The organism is Carboxylicivirga sediminis (genome assembly GCF_018156225.1).
Lineage (GTDB): Bacteria > Bacteroidota > Bacteroidia > Bacteroidales > Marinilabiliaceae > Carboxylicivirga > Carboxylicivirga sediminis.
In genome coordinates this window covers 100,340-116,926 of the sequence record NZ_JAGTAR010000002.1, presented here as the reverse complement: position 1 = coordinate 116,926, position 16,587 = coordinate 100,340, and the positions used below count along the sequence as shown (strand labels likewise).

The following is a 16,587-nucleotide window of genomic DNA, read 5'->3' as shown; positions in this document are numbered from 1 at the left end:
TGATGAATGGATGAAAAACATTGATAAAAGATATATGTGGCTATAGTAAATTATGTAATTTAGCCGCTCGTTATTAAATAACTAACACACATTCGAACATGAAAAAAGTTTTATTATTAGTAGCAGTACTTGTAGCAGGTATTGCTTCAGCAAATGCTCAGAGCGAAAATTACAAAGCCTTTAAAGTAGATGCAGGTGCATTGTATGCCATCCCTGGTGGAGATGGTGTAAAATCAGGTGCTGGTTTCTACATTGAGCCTAAATACAACCTGACTGACAATATTGCTTTAGGTTTAAAAATGGAATGGGCCGTAATGGGAGCAGATGATGTTGATGGTATGAGTGTTGATATTTCGGCCTTGGGTTCATACCAAGTAACTGGTGATTACTATTTCGGTGATTCAAAAGTTCGTCCATTTGTAGGTTTAGGTGCTGGTATCTACTCAATGGGAACTATGGAGTATAGTGCTGTTGATGCTATGGATGGCAACATGGGAACATTAGACTATGGTTCAAAGTTTGGTTTTGCTCCACGTGCCGGTCTTTTAATGGGGCACTTCCGTTTAGGTTTGGAGTACAACGTAATAACAGGAATTGATTCAGCATTGGATTCGCGTAACTACTTGTCATTTAAAGTTGGTTTCGAAATTGGTGGTGGTAAGAAGTAATTTTTATCAACTTCATAAAAGTATAAAGCCGGCCATGTGCCGGCTTTTTTTTATTACTCGGCACTGGTTGTTAAAAAAGCTTAATGATATACGGGTAAAGCTGTGTTGACTTGTCAATAAGGCGTAACACTAACTTATACTTATGAGAAAGCTTTTTTTAGCAGCTATGGTGCTGCTATGCTGTTTTATTGGGCAGGCTCAATCAAAACAGTACACCCTCAGCGGCTATATTACCGATGCAGGTAGTGGTGAAAAACTGATAAATGCCAATGTATACGAGGCCGAACAGCTTCGGGGAACCGTCAGTAATGTCTATGGCTTCTATAGTTTAACCCTTCCAGCCGGGCAGTATACCATTATTTATTCCTACGTTGGTTTTAAAGCCATCACCAAAACGGTTAATCTCACTGCGGATGTTCAGTTAAATGTCAATCTCAATTATGCTGAGGCTATTGAGGAAGTGACTGTTGTAGGTGGAGCCGTTACCCATAAACAAACCGATTCGCAGATGAGTAAGGAGACCATCAGCATGGAGGCCATTGAGCGCCTGCCGGCATTCATGGGTGAAGCTGATGTGATGAAAACCCTTCAGTTGATGCCTGGTGTGCAGTCGGGCAGTGAAGCATCAAGCGGATTATATGTACGTGGTGGTGGACCTGACCAAAACCTGATGTTGCTTGATGGCGTGCCGGTTTATAATGCCAGTCACCTCTTTGGATTCTTTTCGGTGTTTAATACCGATGCGGTAAAGAATGTATCACTCTACAAGGGTGGTTTTCCCGCTCGTTTTGGCGGGCGTTTGTCGTCGGTAGTCGATATTCGCATGAAAGAAGGAAATGAAAAAGAATTTCATGGCGGAGCACAAATCGGGCTTATTTCATCCCGTTTTTTTGTCGAAGGGCCCATTGTAAAAGACCGTACTGCTTTTCATGTGTCAGCACGTCGAACCTATATCGACCTGATTGCCCGTCCTTTTATGAATCAGGAAGAGACAAATGGCTATTTCTTTTATGATACCAATGTGAAGGTGAATCATAAATTTTCGGATAAAAGCCGTGTGTACCTAAGCGCCTATGCCGGGCGCGATAAGGCCTACAACAAATATGACGATAGTTACAGTTACGAGGGTAGTAGCTCCAAAAGTGAATACGACAGTAAACTGTTTTGGGGAAATATTACCACAGCCTTGCGCTGGAACTATATTTTTAATAATAAGTTGTTTGCCAATACCACCCTAACCTTCAGCGATTATCGTTTCAACGTGAGTGACCATTCTAAAAGCTATGAGAATGGCATTAAAGAGCAGGATACCTTTTATGAGTATAGATCGGGTATTGAGGACTGGAGTGCTAAAATAGAGTTTGACTGGTACCCTACGCCACGTCACCAGATAAAGTTTGGGTCGGCCTATATCTACCATACCTTTAAGCCAGGTATTGAGGTAATAAAGGATAATAGTGAGGGGAGCGATATTGAGCACCGCACCATTGGTAACAACAATACCTACGGACATGAAATGAATGTGTATATCGAAGATGATTTTGAACTCACCGGACGCTTAAAGGCCAACCTTGGACTGCATGCTTCGGCATTTAATGTGGAAGATACCTGGTACACATCGCTTGAGCCCCGGGCCAGCTTACGTTACCTGGCATCCGATCAGATAACACTTAAAGCGGCCTACTCCAAAATGCAGCAATACCTGCACTTGCTAAGCAACTCAACCATTGGCCTGCCAACCGATTTGTGGTTGCCTGTTACCAAACGTGTGAAGCCTCAGGTATCGCATCAATATGCAATTGGTGCTGTTTACGGCGGCCTGAAGAATATTGATGTTTCGCTTGAAGGATTCTATAAAGAGATGGATAACCTGATTGAGTACAAAGAGGGTGCGTCATTTATTGGCTCATCGCGCGGATGGGAAGAGCAGGTAGAGATTGGACAGGGCAAGGCCTATGGTGTTGAACTGATGCTGAAGAAGGATGTTGGAAACACTACCGGATGGGTTGGTTATACGTGGTCAAAAACGGAACGTCAGTTTGATAACCTGAACTTTAGCGAGTGGTTTCCTGCGCGGTATGATCGCCGGCATGATGCAAGTATTGTGCTTAGTCATAAAATAAATGATAAGATAGACATTGGTACCACCTGGGTATTTGGCACCGGTAATGCCATAACCTTGCCAACCTACGAGATTGAACGCATTGATGGTGGCAGTGATTACAATCCAACGGTTAAGTACTACGAGCACCGAAACAACTATCGGATGCCCAATTATCACCGCATGGATGTGGGGATTAATTTCCACAAGCAGAAGAAGCGGGGTGTGCGCACCTGGAATATCAGTGTATATAATGTGTATAACCGCAAAAATCCTTTCTTTATTTATACCGGGCATAACGATGGTGGCCAAAAGGTGCTGAAGCAAGTGTCTTTATTCCCAATACTTCCATCAATCACCTATTCCTATAAATTCTAATACTATGAGAGCGATATATATATTACTGGCGACTGCCTTTTTGATGAGCAGTTGCGAAAAGGAAATAGCCTACAAGGGCAAAGAGCTTGAAAACTTTATGGTGGTTAATTCGGTGTTATTGCCCGACTCGTTGCTCAGTTGCCGGGTAACCCGCAGCAATACCATCTTCGATGATGAAACTATAAAGGTAATTGGAGACGCTGTTGTAGAAGTGTATCAAAATAAAGAGTTGGTGGAGGTATTGCCTTATTCGCCGGATGGTTACTACCGATCAGCTTCATTGAAACCACTGGAAGGACACAACTATTCGTTTAAGATTAGCCATAAAAGCTATGAAACCATCACTGGTCAAACCAAGGTTCCAGCCAAGACAGATGTAATTATTCAATCTGCTGCTTACAATGAAAATACCTATATGTCCGATGTTACACTCGCTATAACCGATCTGCCGGGCGATGATTACTATCGTTTGCTGGCTTATGTAGATGATGTCATTTATGATTATGATGGTAATGTAATTCAAGAAGGATACGTAAAGGCATTTATAAATTCGTCTGATCCTGTTCTGAATTTTAATAAGGTAAGTGGTGATGAGAGCGATTTTAGCGATTATCCTGATAATAACTACATGGTATTTGACGATGCATTATTCGATGGGGAAACCTATCAGCTACGTGTAAGTATCTCGCACTATGCATATGGTGCAAAACCATTGCGCATTATACTGCAGCACCTCAATGAAGATTTATTCTTGTACTATAGCTCTGTGCAATCGCATATCTATTACGATGAAGACCCGTTTGCAGAACCAGTACAAATACATAGTAACGTCAGTAATGGAGCCGGTATATGGAGTAGTGCGGCAGAGACTGTCATGGAAGTTGGTGAAGAGAATCAGTGATGTTTTCAGTATTTTGCCTTTGAGAGGCACTATAAAAATACTATTGAGCCGGCCATATGCCGGCTTTTTGCTTTTACACAAGCGTATTAATGGATGTTTAAGGTTTAGTTGATGCCCGTTGTGAGCTCAGGTAACAGTTTAATATGCAAGTGTTTTTATATTTTACCATATACTAAAGTTTTATTTAAGTATGTGGTAAAATGTATTTAAGTATATACATAAAATGAAAAACTGACTTGGAAGTCTTCATGAATACAGTTGTGAATAACATAAAAGGATAAGGTGATTCAGCCTTTCAACAAGCCCTTTATCCAGATAGTGCTATTGGCATGTAACAGAAGTCAGGAGGACTACTGAAAACCGGAAAGCAATATTAAAACAAACTCATCTGTTCGTCCAGCAGGCGGAAGGTGCGCCGGTGAATGGGGGAGATGCCATGTTCTTTAATAGCTGCCCGATGTGCTTTTGTGGGGTAGCCCTTGTTTTTGTTCCAGGCGTAGTGCGGATGCTGCTCGTGCATGGCCTCCATATACTCGTCGCGGTGCGTTTTTGCCAGCACACTGGCGGCAGCAATCGACAGGTATTTGCCATCGCCTTTAACAATGCAGGTGTGGTCGATGCCTTTGTAGGGGATGAAGCGGTTACCATCAATCAGCAGATGTTGTGGCTTGGTCTTTAGCTGATCAACGCTGCGATGCATTGCTACATATGAGGCTTTCAGAATGTTTATCTCGTCTATTTCCTGGTGATCTACAAAGGAAACGGCCCATGCCAAAGCTTCCTGCTCAATTATAGGGCGCAGTTTCTGACGTTGTTTCTCTGTCAGTTGCTTAGAGTCATTTAGCAGCTCGTGCTTAAAGTCGGGAGGCAGAATGACTGCTGCCGCCACCACCGGCCCAGCCAGGCAACCGCGCCCGGCTTCGTCACAACCGGCTTCTATTAGGTCTTTATGTAGATAGGAAAGTAAATTTGCCATGGTGTCTTGGTTTTTTAGTCAGTGGTCAGAAGTTAGAAATGACAGCTTCGGATTTCGGACTTTGTGCTTTCTACTTCCTAAGCATCTTTTTGTTGCTAAGGAAGTGTCGGGTGGTTGTGACCCGACGTTCTTGTCTTCTTACCCCGGACTTCGGACTTGTCACTTCTCACTATAAATCACCTCAAGCACAGTTTGCCCAACTGCTTTCAGCGTGTTTTTATCAATGTTGTCCATATTATCCTCATGCGTATGCCAGAAGCTACCAAAGCTGGTGGGCGACGATGGGTCGTGCTGGATGATGTCGATGCATGGGATATTTGTCAATTGATAGACGTATACATGGTCATCTGTTATCATGCCGCCTTGGTCGTAGGCAAAATATTGTCCATAGCCCAGGTCAGAAGCTGTGTTCCATACTCTATTAACCAGCTCAGGTGCAAACTCCAGTGAATAAAGTTCCTTGTAGAAAAGCGCATTTTTAGCACCTACCATGTCGAGCAATATGCCGTATCGAGCTGTATAATTGGGCTTATGCGGGTTTTTTCCCCAGTATTGCGAACCCAGGCACCAGGTGTCTTCCTTGTATGGTAAATCAAGGTGATTGGGTTGGCCGTAATCCTCAGCATCAAAAAAGATGATGTCGATGCCCAGGTGGTGACCTGCTTTACCAATCTGACGGGCAATTTCCAATAATACACCAACGCCACTGCCACCGTCGTTGGCGCCATCAATGGGTGTGTTGTGTTTCGATGCATCCTTGTCATAGTCGGCAAAAGGGCGCGTGTCCCAATGGGCAAATAAAAGAATGCGGTTGTTTTTTTCAGGATTGAACTGTCCAATAATGTTTTTAGCTTTCAGCATGGTGTTGTCAAAAGCCACCACATCAGCTTCCTGAACAATTACATCGGCACCAAAGCGCTTCAGTTCGCCTGCCAGGTAGTTGGCGCAAGCTTCATGCTCAGGTGTATTGGGTACACGAGGGCCAAAAGCCACTTGCCGGGCCACATAGTTGTATGCCGAATCGCCATTAAAAACAGGCGTTGTTATTTTAGTTGCTTTGTTGGTAGAAATGGTTGATGTGTTATCCGATTTCTTTGAGTTACAGCTAAAAAAAAGCAGGCTGGCAACCAGTGCCAAACCTGCTGTTGTATGTTTTAATATCATCTGCATCGTTTTATTTTATGCTCCATTCAAAGCCGTCCTTAGTGTCTTTAATCTCAACGCCTAAAGCCTGCAATTCATTGCGAATCTTATCAGCAGTGCCCCAGTCCTTATTGGCCTTGGCATCTATCCGTAAGTTAAGTAGCAAGTTAATGGTTTCGGATAATAACTCATCATTACCTTCCGACGAGCCTGAGGTGTTAATAGACAGGCCTAAGATGTCAATCACCATATCGTGCATCAGTTGCTTCAATGATAGCAAATCTTCTGTTGTAAGCGAAGCTTTACCGGCCAGCATGCTGTTAATGCTTTTTACCGCATCAAACAGGTGAGCAATTAAAATTGGTGTGTTAAGGTCGTCGTTAAGCGCTGCATAGCATTTTTCCTTCAGTTCCGCTACGCTGAATGAAGAGCTGTCAGACGCCTGTAGTTTTTCCAGATTGGCTGTAGCCTCCAGTAAACGTTCCATGCCTTTTTGCGATGCCTGCAATGCCTCATTCGAGAAATCAAGTGTGCTGCGGTAGTGCGCCTGCATAATGAAGAAGCGAACGGTCATTGGGCTGTAGGCCTGGGCCAGCTTATCGTGTTTCCCTGAGAACATTTGTTCCAACGTGATGAAGTTACCCAGCGATTTGCCCATTTTCTGGCCATCGATGGTAATCATGTTGTTGTGCATCCAGTAACGGGCCGGTGTGTGACCATTGGCTACTGTGCTCTGTGCAATCTCACACTCGTGGTGCGGAAACAGCAGGTCCATGCCGCCACCGTGTATGTCAAACTCCGTTCCCAGGTACCTGGCGCTCATAGCCGAACACTCCAGGTGCCAGCCCGGGAATCCATCGCTGAATCGAGATGGCCAACGCATAATGTGCTCAGGAGCCGCTTTCTTCCATAAAGCAAAATCAAAGCTGTTGCGCTTTTCGGTTTGGCCGTCCAGTTCGCGGGTAGTACTTAGTAAGTCTTCAATGTTACGACCCGATAAAGCTCCGTAATGATTGTCTTTATTGTATTTTTCTACATCGAAATACACCGAACCGTTGCTCTCGTATGCCAGGCCTTTGCTTAAGATGTCTTCAACTATTTGTAGTTGTTCAATGATGTGACCCGATGCGCGCGGCTCAATACTGGGCTTTTGCACGTTCAGCAGGTCCATATAATAGTGGTAACGATCGGTATAGTACTGCACCACTTCCATAGGTTCCAGTTCCTCCAGGCGTGCCTTCTTGGCAATCTTATCTTCACCGGCATCAGCATCGTTTTCCAGGTGCCCCACGTCGGTAATGTTACGCACATATCGCACTTTGTAACCGCTGTGCTTCAGGTAACGAAATAAAATATCAAAAGTGATGGCCGGACGTGTGTGACCTAAATGCGGATCGCCATATACCGTTGGCCCGCAAACGTATAATCCAACGTGCTTGGGATTGATAGGCTGAAACTCTTCTTTCTTACGCGAAAGGGTATTGTAAAGGTATAATGTATTCTCCATGCTTGCTGAAACCTAATCGTATTGTTTAAACAAGCCGCTAAATTACAAAAATCTGAGAGAAAGAGGTGCTGAATGCTATTAGTTAATACCTTTTAATATTCTTCGGTTTGCACCACATTGCCATTTTGGTAGTGTACTACCTTTATTATCTGCTTATCGTTATTATAGAAGAAATGTTTGCCTGTAAATACTTTACCATTGACAAAGAATCCCTGTTTTTCAACCAAGCCCTGCAGGTTATAGACGGTGTGATTACCAGTTCCTTTAAAAGTACCATGGTCCTTGGCCTGAGCCAGGGTTTGCCGCGGAGCTACTTCATCGGTGGTGATGGTTTCTGTTATGGCAACGTTTTCCATGAATTCACCATCGTTATATACCCGCTCTGTCACCAATAATCCTTCTTCGTTGTAGATTTTTAATGTGCCGGTAGCTTTGCCATTTGTCCACTCGCCGGTGTATTTTAGGGTGCCGTTTTCGTGGTAGTATTTTTGAGTACCCGTTCGCTGGCCATTATCGTCGTATTGCCAGTCATAAGCTAATCGTCCGTTTTTATTATAAAACTTATAGTTGCCCTGCCAGTGGTCAATGTGCCAAATACCTTCCTCAGAGATTAAACCATTATCGTAATAAAACTGAGCCAGTCCAATGGCTTTCCCATTCTTATAAGTGATTTTGTGCTTAATATTGCCATCTGGAAAATACGTAACCCATAAGCCATCTTTTTTGTCAGCCTTGTAATGGCCTTGTTCCAGTAACTTGTCGCCTGTATTATTAAATTTAATCCACAAACCTTGCTTGCGGTTTTGCAGGTCAGTGCAGTTAATTGTGTCGCCCTTATAAAGCTCATAGCTTTGAGCCAGTAATGAGCTGCTTATTATCAGGCATATAATTACAAAAGCGTGTCGCATTTTATTTTGGGTGAATAGTAGTAGTTAAATGTTTATTTGCAATAGACCTTTTTATACTCAAAAATTACTAAAAGGTTATCATAAACCTAAAAAGATTTGGTAACGGAATTATTTTATACCTTTGGTTACTATACAGACAGGTGAATAATAGATTCCCTTCATCAATGAAACATCCTGTCGTTTCAAAAGTTACTCCCTTAACCTTAAATATTTAATAATGGGAAAGAAGAAAAAGAAGTCATCCAGAAAGACGGAATTAAGACAATTGATACAAGGATTATTTTTCAATAATCCCAAACGAACATTTAATTACAAGCAAGTGTCAGGCTTACTTGAAGTGAAAAAGAAAACGGGCCGACAACAGGTACAGATAATACTAAATGAGTTATTTGAATCGGGCTACCTTACCGAGGTGGCTGCTGGTAAATATAAGTTGCTGAGCAGAGGCTCTACATTAACAGGAGTAGTGGATATGACTGCCACCGGTTCGGCCTATGTGGTGCCTGATGAGGAAAATGAGGGTGGCGATATTTTTATCCCCCGCAATAATATGAATCAGGCTTTGCATGGTGATCATGTAAAAGTGTTTATGCATGCCCGCCGGCGTAATCGCCAACCTGAGGGTGAGATCATTGAGGTGCTGAAACGAAAGCGTGAGACATTTGTTGGTGTGATGCAAATATCCAGGGGACTGGCCTTTTTGGTGGTCGATGATCGCGTAATGCCCCATGATATTTTTATCCCGCCAAAGGCACTTAATGGTGCTAAAGACGGACAAAAAGCCATTGCACGAATTGTTGAGTGGCCCGAACGTGCTAAAAACCCGATTGGAGAAATCATTGATGTATTGGGTGATGTGGGAGATAACCAGGCAGAGATGCATGCCATACTGGCTGAATTTAACCTGCCGTATCGCTATCCGCAGGAGGTGATTGACGAGGCCGAAACCATTGATGCGGAAATATCGCCGGAAGAGATTCAGAAGCGTCGCGATTTTCGTCAAGTAACAACCTTTACCATCGACCCGGTTGATGCGAAGGATTTTGACGATGCCTTATCTTTACAAAAGCTGGATAATGGTAACTGGGAAGTAGGGGTACATATTGCTGATGTAACACATTATGTGGAGCCCAAATCACTGCTCGAAAAAGAGGCTTATGACCGGGCTACCTCCGTTTACCTGGTTGACCGGGTGGTGCCTATGCTACCTGAGCGCTTAAGTAATTTTATCTGTTCACTGCGTCCGCATGAAGAGAAGCTTTGCTTTTCAGCCGTGTTTGAGATGGATGATCAGGCCAATGTCATCAATAGTTGGTTCGGGCGAACGGTCATTTATTCCGACAGACGTTTTACCTACGAGGAAGCCCAGGAAATTATTGAAACAGGTAAAGGGGACTTGTCCGACGAGATATTGACGCTTGATCAACTGGCAAAAGCCCTGCGTGATAAACGATTCAGTGAAGGTTCTGTAGGGTTCGAAAGAGTTGAGGTAAAGTTCAATATTGATGAAAAAGGGAAGCCGGTAAGTGTGTTCTTTAAAGAATCGAAAGATGCCAATAAGCTCATTGAAGAATTTATGTTGCTGGCCAATAAAAAAGTGGCTCAGTTAATTGGCAATAAGGAACTGGATAAAGGCAGTCGAGGTAAACCTAAAACCTTTGTGTATCGTATTCACGATGTGCCTAATCCTGATAAATTTGAAAATTTTGCTTCGTTTGTGAGGCGCTTTGGCTACGAAGCTATGCCTAAAGGTGTAGAAACCGTTAGTGCTTCGCTCAACCGCTTGCTTGAAGAAGTGAAAGGCAAAGGTGAGCAGAACATGATTGAAACGCTGGCTATCCGCACCATGGCTAAGGCTGTATATTCAACCCATAACATTGGTCATTATGGCTTGTCGTTTAAGTTTTACTCACACTTTACTTCGCCCATCCGTCGCTATCCCGACATGATGGTACACCGTTTGCTGCAACGCTACCTCGATGGCGGCCGTTCAGTGAGTGAAGAAACCTATGAGGAGATGTGCGAGCACAGCTCAGATATGGAGCAACGCGCTGCCGATGCCGAAAGAGCTTCGATTAAATACAAGCAGGTGGAGTTTATGAAAGACCACATTGGGCAGGCTTTTGAGGGCGTGATATCTGGTGTTACCGAATGGGGACTATACGTTGAGATTATTGAGAATAAATGCGAGGGCATGATTCCTATTCGTGATTTGGATGATGATTTTTACCACTTCGACGAAGACAACTATTGCCTGGTAGGCCGTAAATATAATAAGAAGTACCAGTTGGGTGATCAACTGAAGATTGTGATAGCCAATGCTAACCTCGAAAAGAAGCAGTTGGATTTTGCTTTAGCTGATGGTGAGGCCGATTCGACTAAATAATTCGATAGTTATTAAAGGGCAGTAATTCAGTTGAATATGCAGCTTTATTTTGGAATCGTTTTGTCGGTGGTTTTGAATAGGGAAAAGTATTTATATTTTTGTTGCAATAAAATTCTAAATACATAGACGGGATGACACTAGGAGTTGCTTATCCATCTGAAACAAGTAGTGATGGAATGCGTGTGGCAATCATTGAAGCAGCCAGGGAGCTGTTTGCCAAGTTTGGTTACAAAAAAACAACCATGGAAGACATAGCGCATGCGCTGCGCAAGGGAAAAAGTTCTCTTTACTATTACTTTAAGAACAAGGAGGAAATTTTTCAGGCCGTAATTGAGCAGGAAAAAGACATACTTTTTACCGAGCTTAATAAGGTGGTAGATTCTGATTTATCACCCAAAGATAAGTTTAAGGAGTATGTGATTACCCGGATGAAAACCATTCATATGCTTGAAAACTATATGAAGGTGCTAAAGGATGACGCTTTGGGTGTTTATGATTTCTTTGATAAATTGAGAGGTAAGGGGGAGGCCGAAGAAGCTGCTTTACTAACCAAGATGTTGGAGGAGGGTCAGAAGGATAACAGCTTCCAGGTAAAAAATATACATATGGCAGCCGTCGCTATTGCCATAGCACTGAAAGGGCTGGAAGGACCGCTGTTTCAGTCCATGGATAACTTTGATGATTTTAAGATACAGATAGATAATATTCTGAATATTCTGTTCTTTGGAATCGTTAAACGATAGAACAAGCAAAACATTAACCACCACAACTAATACCACATTATGCCAATTAAAATACCTGACGCATTGCCCGCACGTCATGTGCTGGAAAATGAAAATGTGTTCGTGATTGGTGAAACACGAGCGCTGCATCAAGATATCAGACCTCTAAGGATTCTGATTCTTAACCTGATGCCGCTTAAAATTGCCACTGAAACACACCTGTTGAGGGCTCTGTCTAACAGTCCATTGCAGGTGGAGGTTGATTTTCTGATGACTTCAAGCCATGTTTCGAAGAATACACCCAGAGAGCATCTGTTTGCCTTTTATAAGGTGTTTGATGAGGTGCGTTCCAATAAGTACGATGGCATGATTATTACTGGTGCACCGGTTGAACTGCTGGATTTTGAAGAAGTCAACTATTGGCCCGAGTTGACCGAAATAATGGACTGGAGCAAAACGAATGCTACCAGTACGTTTCATATCTGCTGGGGAGCCCAAGCCGGTTTATTTCACCATTTCGGCATTAAAAAGTATCCGCTTGAGAAAAAGATGTTCGGCATATTCAAGCATACTGTTGAACAGCCCGAAGAACCTCTTATGCGTGGGTTTAACGATTTGTACCATGCGCCTCATTCGAGGTATACCGAGGTGAAGGAGAATGATATACTGGAGCATCCTGATTTGGTGTTGCTTTCTAAATCGAAGAAAGCGGGTGTGTACATGGTGATGTCCAAAGACAGGCGACAGGTTTTTGTTACGGGTCATTCGGAGTACGATGCCTCAACCCTTAAGGAGGAATACGACCGAGATTTAGCCAAAGGATTGGATATTGCAATTCCAGATAACTATTTTCCGGATGATAACCCAGAAAATGAACCGTTGGTTTTATGGCGTAGTCACGCCAGTTTGTTGTATTCCAACTGGTTAAATTATTACGTATATCAGGCCACTCCTTTTCAATTGGAACAAATACAATAGTTATGAAACATTTACTGGCGACCGATTTGGATGGAACAATATTGGCTCATAAAGGCGCATTTCATCGTAAAGATATTGAGGTATTGCAGCAATTGGGTACCGAAGGTGTTGTGCGGGTAGTGGCTACCGGTCGTACCTTGCAGTCAGCTCTAAGTGTTTTAGATAGTGATTTTCCGATTGATTACCTTGTGTTCTCATCTGGTGCGGGTATCTACTGCTGGAAAGAACAAAAGTTGCTGGTAACAAAGCATCTTGGTTATGAGAAAACAAAAGAGTTGGTGGCTGTTTTTCAGCATCATCATGTGGAGTATACCTTGCACCATCCAATACCAGAAAACCACTTGTTTTTTCATCCCGAAGGTGACGACCCGCATCCTGATTTTGAACGCTACCTGGAGTTTAACCAGGCACATGCAGAGGTGATTAATGGTAGTGTGCCTCAGCTGGATTATACCCAAACACTGGCCTTTATGCCAGATGTGGAAATGTTTAAAACCATTGAGCAGAAATTGAACGGAGTAAAGGTGGTTAGGGCTACTTCACCTATTGACGGTGTGAGTATCTGGATGGAATGTTTTCACAGTGAGGTGTCAAAGGCCAATGGGATACTGGAGGTATGTGAGATGGAGGGTGTCGAGCAAGCTAATGTGTCAGTAGTGGGCAATGATTATAATGACCTGGATATGCTGGGTGCCTTTAAAAATACATATGTGGTTGATAATGCCCCTGATGAATTGAAGCAGCAGTTTACCAACTTGTGTGCAGTAACGGAAGCACCTCTTGCCGACTGGCGTACACGGTTTATTTTGTAATTTCTGCTGTTACCGGGTGGCGGGTGTTGATGGCATCTACAAAAACTGCTTTCACCGATCCTATTAATATCTTTGCTTCAACAATGATGGGGATGCGGTTGGCATCATCAGTTACCCATACGGTCATATCTTCTCCACTCTTAAAAATGGTTCCTTCAACCAACAGAGGGGAGAATTTCAGGCACTTGAAACGTCTGCCATCCCTGTTCTTAATAGTTTCTTTACCCAGGTAACGAATGTAAATATCATGTATCTCACCATCTACCACCATGCTGATGGGAATTTTTTCATTGACCTTATATTTTGAGTAATCAATATTTCGCGCTTTGTATACCATTGTAAGCAAGTCGAAAGAACAATCCTTCCATTGTAGCGTTGTATCGCGTTTGGGTGCCTTTTCTTTCTGGATACTGGCTTTAATCAGACGTTTGTCGTGGTCAAAATGGTACAGGTAATTGGCCTTGTAACTTCCTTCGTTGGTGATGCGCTTAAACTCAAATGGTTCGAGGTGGAGTGTGTCTACCTTTGTTTCAAAGGTATCACGCACTTTAAACAAGAAATCATAGGATTTATAGGTGGCTCCATGTGCTTTCAGATGATAGCCAGGCTGATTATTAACCCTGGCAGCATCCACACTAAAGCTCACTTCACCGGCATTGATCCAGATGAAACCCCAGTTGTAATAGGCGTGGTATTTCACAAGCTCACCTGCTATAAAAGCAGTATTTATATCGTTGCATTGCGCTTTTATCTGCAGTGTTATCAGCGTTAAAAGAATCAACGAAACTAATCTTTGCATATCAATAAATTAAAGTCAGGGAGCTACAAAAACAGTGCCTTTACATGTATTTACTTGCTGACATCACCAATTTTTGCCTCAATGGAAGCTATTTTACTGGTAATGCGTTTGTCTTTGTTCTTTTGGGCATCAATATTTATTGAACAATACACCCTGTTGGATACTGGTTCAAGTATATCATAGCTTTCCTGCACTATCTTAAGGGCTTCTTCCATGGTATTGGTTTCAATGGCTGTGCCCATAGGATTAAGCTTATAACTGACGCCACTTTCTTTAATGTGATTGATTATCTGGCTGACATATTGGCTGACACTGTCTCCTTTGTCGGTAGGAAACATAGCAAAGTTAAGTAGTACAGACATTATTCTTCTTTTTTCTTTGGTTTGCGGAATTGTTTCGAGAACTCATCGGTATTAAACAGTGCCGGATCCCATGTTTCAGCATCAATCTCCCAGTTTTTGCGCACGGTTATCTTCTGTGGATAATACATCAGACTTTCGGGTTGTATGCGCTCATAATAATTGCCGCTATCCCACTGGCCATTCATGTTTTCATCCACTACAATCCGGAGCATGTAATCACCCGGGTTTAAATAGCGAAAACCAATCTTACCCGATTTGTTTCTGATATACGTTTGCTGAACAATCTCCTCTTTACGATTGAGTATTTGCACTAACCAATTGTCTTCTGGGTTAACTATATTAACAAAAAGTTTACCATAGCTGTCGAGCGGTTTTACGGTGAATTGCAGGTTAGTAGAATCATTCATCAGTCCATATATATCTTGAATGGCTGCCGAATCAATAATCATTTCGTACTTAACTCCCGGTTCCCAGTCGTTTTTGATGGTGTAATTTAATATAGACTGTTGATTGTGAATAAACTCAAATGTTTCCTCTTCAGGTATAGTGTCTTTATGATTATATAGCTTTATGGCATTTGTGTCGAAGGCTACAGCTGGTGCCGGTAGCGAAAAATGAAACTGACCAAATACATCCAGCTTGTTTTTGACATTCCTTAATTTAATGGTTGGTAATGGTTCCGGTTCGTCATCCTTTTTGCGTTTCTTCTTTTTCTCCTTTACCTCAAAAAAGTACATGGCGATGGTATCTGTTTTGGTGTAAGGATTATCCAGTGAATCACGCATAATGTAGCTTAGCGATATTGATAAGGAGTCCTGATTGTAATAGGTGCTGTCTCTTAACCAGAACGAGACCGTATCATTTTTCACTGAGCGATCCATTAAAAAAACATTCTGCAACTGCTCCTGGCCGGTAAGTACTAGTTTAGCATCTTCCTCCAGCGGACGATTAAAGTAATAGGTGAGTTTGGCTCTTTCTTTACGCTCCTCACTCATCAGATATTGCTTTTTGTAATCGTGCTGAAACTTAAAAAGCTGGATGCTATCTGGCGTATATACAAGCTCTTCATAGTAATGGATCGAATCAGTTTCGAGCGAATCAATGCGTATGGTATCAGCAAACTCCCGGTATTCAAATCCGGGTTCCACAATGATATCAGACCAGGCCATTGCTTCACCCGGCTGATCAAACAGGTAATTACGATTAGCATCATCCAGCGCATAGATGCGGTAATTACCCGGACTCACATTTCTAATGTTGAATCGTCCTTGTTTGTTGGTCTTCGCCATGCGGATAGGCACAAGTTTTTGAATGGCTGTATCGTTCAGGTTATTGTGTAGGAAGATTAGAACGCCCTCTGAGGGTGATAAGTCATCGGCATCGTACAAGTTGCCAGATACCTGCAGTGAGTCGATATATTCGCCTGTAGCGAACGAAAAGGAATAGTTTTCCAGAACATTACCTTCATTATTATCCACAATGGCATCGGCAAAATCTAATGTATAGGTGGTGTTGGGTTGCAGATCTTCTTCAAAAGTCACCATTAACCGATTGCCTCTGGCTTCTACGATTGGTTGTTTGTTTACCGGAGGTGATACCACAAATTTTGAACGGTAGTCTTTAAGCTGAATCAGCTCATCAAACTCAATATAAATAGTTTTTTTTGTGTAGTTAAGTGCATTAGCTTCAGGCATTGACCTAATTACAACAGGTGGAATCTCATCCTTTGTGCCTCCGGTTGGCATACCAACATTGGCACAATACCAGAAAAGCTGTGTTAACAGAACAAGTAAGGTTAACTGAAATATCTTTTTCTTCAAAACAGATGCTTTTTATTCGTCACAAATTTATAAAGATTATGCATACATGTGCTATAATAATAATTTCATAGCCTGTTTTTGACAATGCTTAACACAAGGTTTGTTCATTGCAGACCACCTAAAAAA

General features: G+C 42.5%; 14 protein-coding genes. 7 read left to right on the top strand and 7 right to left on the bottom strand.

Going from position 1 to position 16,587, the window contains the following annotated elements; translation table 11 throughout:
- Nucleotides 1–98: 98 nt before the first annotated feature.
- From KDU71_RS02275 to KDU71_RS02265, 3 genes are all read left to right on the top strand, one after another.
- Nucleotides 99–668, top strand: a complete 570-nt coding sequence (locus KDU71_RS02275; RefSeq protein ID WP_212188275.1) for an outer membrane beta-barrel protein — start codon at nt 99–101, stop codon at nt 666–668.
- A gap of 142 nt (nt 669–810) precedes the next feature.
- Nucleotides 811–3,147, top strand: a complete 2,337-nt coding sequence (locus KDU71_RS02270; protein WP_212188274.1) for a TonB-dependent receptor — start codon at nt 811–813, stop codon at nt 3,145–3,147.
- 4 nt (nt 3,148–3,151) lie between these two features.
- A complete protein-coding gene (locus tag KDU71_RS02265; protein ID WP_212188273.1) occupies nt 3,152–4,048 on the top strand; it encodes a DUF4249 domain-containing protein in 897 nt (298 codons plus the stop codon).
- A gap of 373 nt (nt 4,049–4,421) precedes the next feature.
- On the opposite strand, the gene KDU71_RS02260 is transcribed toward KDU71_RS02265, so the two are convergent.
- The 4 genes from KDU71_RS02260 to KDU71_RS02245 form a co-directional block, all read right to left on the bottom strand.
- Nucleotides 4,422–5,024: a ribonuclease HII gene (locus tag KDU71_RS02260; protein ID WP_212188272.1), complete on the bottom strand. Its 603-nt coding sequence runs from the start codon at nt 5,022–5,024 to the stop codon at nt 4,422–4,424.
- 159 nt (nt 5,025–5,183) lie between these two features.
- The gene (locus tag KDU71_RS02255) at nt 5,184–6,188 is read right to left on the bottom strand and encodes a M28 family peptidase (RefSeq protein WP_244828080.1); all 1,005 of its coding nucleotides are present in this window, start codon (nt 6,186–6,188) and stop codon (nt 5,184–5,186) included.
- A 10-nt stretch (nt 6,189–6,198) separates the two neighbouring features.
- Nucleotides 6,199–7,674, bottom strand: a complete 1,476-nt coding sequence (cysS, locus tag KDU71_RS02250; RefSeq protein WP_212188270.1) for a cysteine--tRNA ligase — start codon at nt 7,672–7,674, stop codon at nt 6,199–6,201.
- Between the two features lie 92 nt (nt 7,675–7,766).
- Nucleotides 7,767–8,582 carry a toxin-antitoxin system YwqK family antitoxin gene (locus KDU71_RS02245; RefSeq protein ID WP_212188269.1) on the bottom strand — a complete coding sequence of 272 codons (816 nt, stop codon included), beginning with the start codon at nt 8,580–8,582 and terminating at the stop codon, nt 7,767–7,769.
- 217 nt (nt 8,583–8,799) lie between these two features.
- Here KDU71_RS02245 and rnr point away from each other — a divergent pair, with 217 nt between their 5' ends.
- The 4 genes from rnr (at nt 8,800) to KDU71_RS02225 (ending at nt 13,480) form a co-directional block, all read left to right on the top strand.
- Nucleotides 8,800–10,968, top strand: a complete 2,169-nt coding sequence (gene rnr, locus KDU71_RS02240; RefSeq protein WP_212188268.1) for a ribonuclease R — start codon at nt 8,800–8,802, stop codon at nt 10,966–10,968.
- 131 nt (nt 10,969–11,099) lie between these two features.
- Entirely contained in the window at nt 11,100–11,711 is a 612-nt protein-coding gene (locus KDU71_RS02235) for a TetR/AcrR family transcriptional regulator (RefSeq protein WP_244828078.1), read from the top strand.
- Nucleotides 11,712–11,750: 39 nt separating this feature from the next.
- A complete protein-coding gene (gene metA / locus KDU71_RS02230) occupies nt 11,751–12,668 on the top strand; it encodes a homoserine O-acetyltransferase MetA (protein ID WP_212188267.1) in 918 nt (305 codons plus the stop codon).
- Nucleotides 12,669–12,670: 2 nt separating this feature from the next.
- Nucleotides 12,671–13,480 carry an HAD family hydrolase gene (locus KDU71_RS02225; protein ID WP_212188266.1) on the top strand — a complete coding sequence of 270 codons (810 nt, stop codon included), beginning with the start codon at nt 12,671–12,673 and terminating at the stop codon, nt 13,478–13,480.
- Here KDU71_RS02225 and KDU71_RS02220 read toward each other — a convergent pair.
- The 3 genes from KDU71_RS02220 to KDU71_RS02210 are packed head-to-tail and all read right to left on the bottom strand — an operon-like array spanning nt 13,470 to nt 16,461.
- Nucleotides 13,470–14,279, bottom strand: coding sequence for a DUF3108 domain-containing protein (locus KDU71_RS02220; RefSeq protein ID WP_212188265.1), 810 nt, complete (start codon nt 14,277–14,279; stop codon nt 13,470–13,472). The two genes, KDU71_RS02225 and KDU71_RS02220, sit on opposite strands and share 11 nt — an antisense overlap.
- Before the next feature lie 50 nt (nt 14,280–14,329).
- The gene (locus tag KDU71_RS02215; RefSeq protein WP_212188264.1) at nt 14,330–14,641 is read right to left on the bottom strand and encodes an MTH1187 family thiamine-binding protein; all 312 of its coding nucleotides are present in this window, start codon (nt 14,639–14,641) and stop codon (nt 14,330–14,332) included.
- A complete protein-coding gene (locus KDU71_RS02210) occupies nt 14,641–16,461 on the bottom strand; it encodes an Ig-like domain-containing protein (protein WP_212188263.1) in 1,821 nt (606 codons plus the stop codon). The genes KDU71_RS02215 and KDU71_RS02210 overlap by 1 nt, the downstream gene beginning before the upstream one ends.
- Between the last annotated feature and the right edge of the window lie 126 nt (nt 16,462–16,587).